Source organism: Arthrobacter sp. P1_B4 (genome assembly GCF_056406555.1).
In genome coordinates this window covers 1-1,421 of sequence record NZ_JBFTZW010000190.1, presented here as the reverse complement: position 1 = coordinate 1,421, position 1,421 = coordinate 1, and the positions used below count along the sequence as shown (strand labels likewise).

At 70.0% G+C, this 1,421-nt stretch carries 2 protein-coding genes; both read right to left on the bottom strand.

Going from position 1 to position 1,421, the window contains the following annotated elements; genetic code table 11:
• A partial coding sequence (locus tag AC1D1W_RS20640) for an SRPBCC family protein (protein WP_476944692.1) occupies positions 1-490 on the bottom strand: 490 nt, incomplete at its 3' end.
• The coding region (locus AC1D1W_RS20635; RefSeq protein ID WP_476944691.1) for a vWA domain-containing protein at positions 480-1,421 on the bottom strand (942 nt) is incomplete at its 5' end. The genes AC1D1W_RS20640 and AC1D1W_RS20635, both read right to left, overlap by 11 nt.

The window sequence follows — 1,421 nt, the reverse complement described above, 5'->3', positions numbered from 1 at the left end:
CCGCAGGGGTCGGTCCGGCAGGGGCTTCCTCCGCAGGGGGTGCTGCCTCTGTGAGCATGGCCTGCAGATTTTTCGCGAAGAGCGACATCATCTGCTCAGTGACGCTGCCGATCACCCCCTTGCCCATGGCCGCTGCCTTGCCGGACAGCGCCAGGTCTGYGCTGACGGAACCCCGTGTGGCCGCTCCGTCTTCGGCCAGCACCAGGGTGACGGTGGCCTCGGCAGTGCCTTGTCCGCGCGTCTCCTGGGCCTTGCCGCCAAGGACCGCACGATGTTCCGGGGCGTTTCGTTCAATGACGTTCAGCAGGCCCTTGTATTGCATCGTGACCGGGCCGAGCTTTACCGTCATGCCCACTTGGTAGGCGTCGTCCGAGAGCTTGTTCAGGATCCTGGCCCCCGGAAGGCAGCCGGCCACCCGTTCGAAGTCCATCAGCGTGTCCCACACCTGGCTTATCGGTGCGACCACCGAGAACGTGCTGTCAATGTGCATGGGCTGGTTCCTTGCCTCTCGCTCGTTCGTGCGTGTCCTGTGAAGACGGCCCCTCGCCGCGAATGGCGGCAGCCACCTGCGCCAAGGCCCGGTAGCTGTGGCCGCTGACGAAGGCGTCGCAGTAGGGCAGGGCTGCCGCCATGCCGCCGACGAGGGGCCGGTACTGCGGGGCTGCCTTGCGCGGATTCACCCAGATGATCCGGTGGGCGAGCCGGCGCAGGCGGGCCATTTGCGCCGCGACCTGTTCCGGATCCTCGTAGGCCCAGCCGTCGGAAAACACCACCACCACAGCGCCCCGCGCCAGTCCGCGGCGGCCGTATTCGTCGACGAAGCGCCGGAGGCATTCGGCGATCCGGGTTCCGCCGGCCCAGTCCGGCGCGGAGACAGCGGCGCGGGCCAGGGCCTGGTCCGGATCACGCAGGGCCAGTTGCCGTGTCAGCCTGGTCAGCCTGGTGGAGAAGACAAAGGCTTCCGCCCCGACCTGGGTCACGGCGCCCTGCAGGAAGGATACGAAGACCCGGGAGTAGGGTTCCATCGATCCCGAAACATCGCAGAGCAACACCAGTTTGCGGCGCTGCTCGCGCCGGCGGGCATACAGCAGCGCCGGGGCGTCGGTCCCGAACCGCCGGGCGGCGCGCACTGTCGCCCGGACGTCCAGGCTCGCCGTGCTGTGGGCCGACGTGCGCGTGCGCCGGCTCAGGCGCAGGGGCGTCGCGAGCTGCAGCGCCACCGCCAGCCGCCGTACGTCCGCTACTTCCTCGGCGGAAAGCTCGGCAAAGGATGTCACCCGCAGGTGTTCGTCCGCGGAAACCATGGCAAGGACGGCCTCCCGGTCCGTGCGGCCGTCCTCCGCGGAGCCGTCCCGGCCGGGGAAGGCCAGCCGCGGCCGCGGCGTCCCGGGGGCCGGGCCCGGCGGCTGGCTCCCTGACGC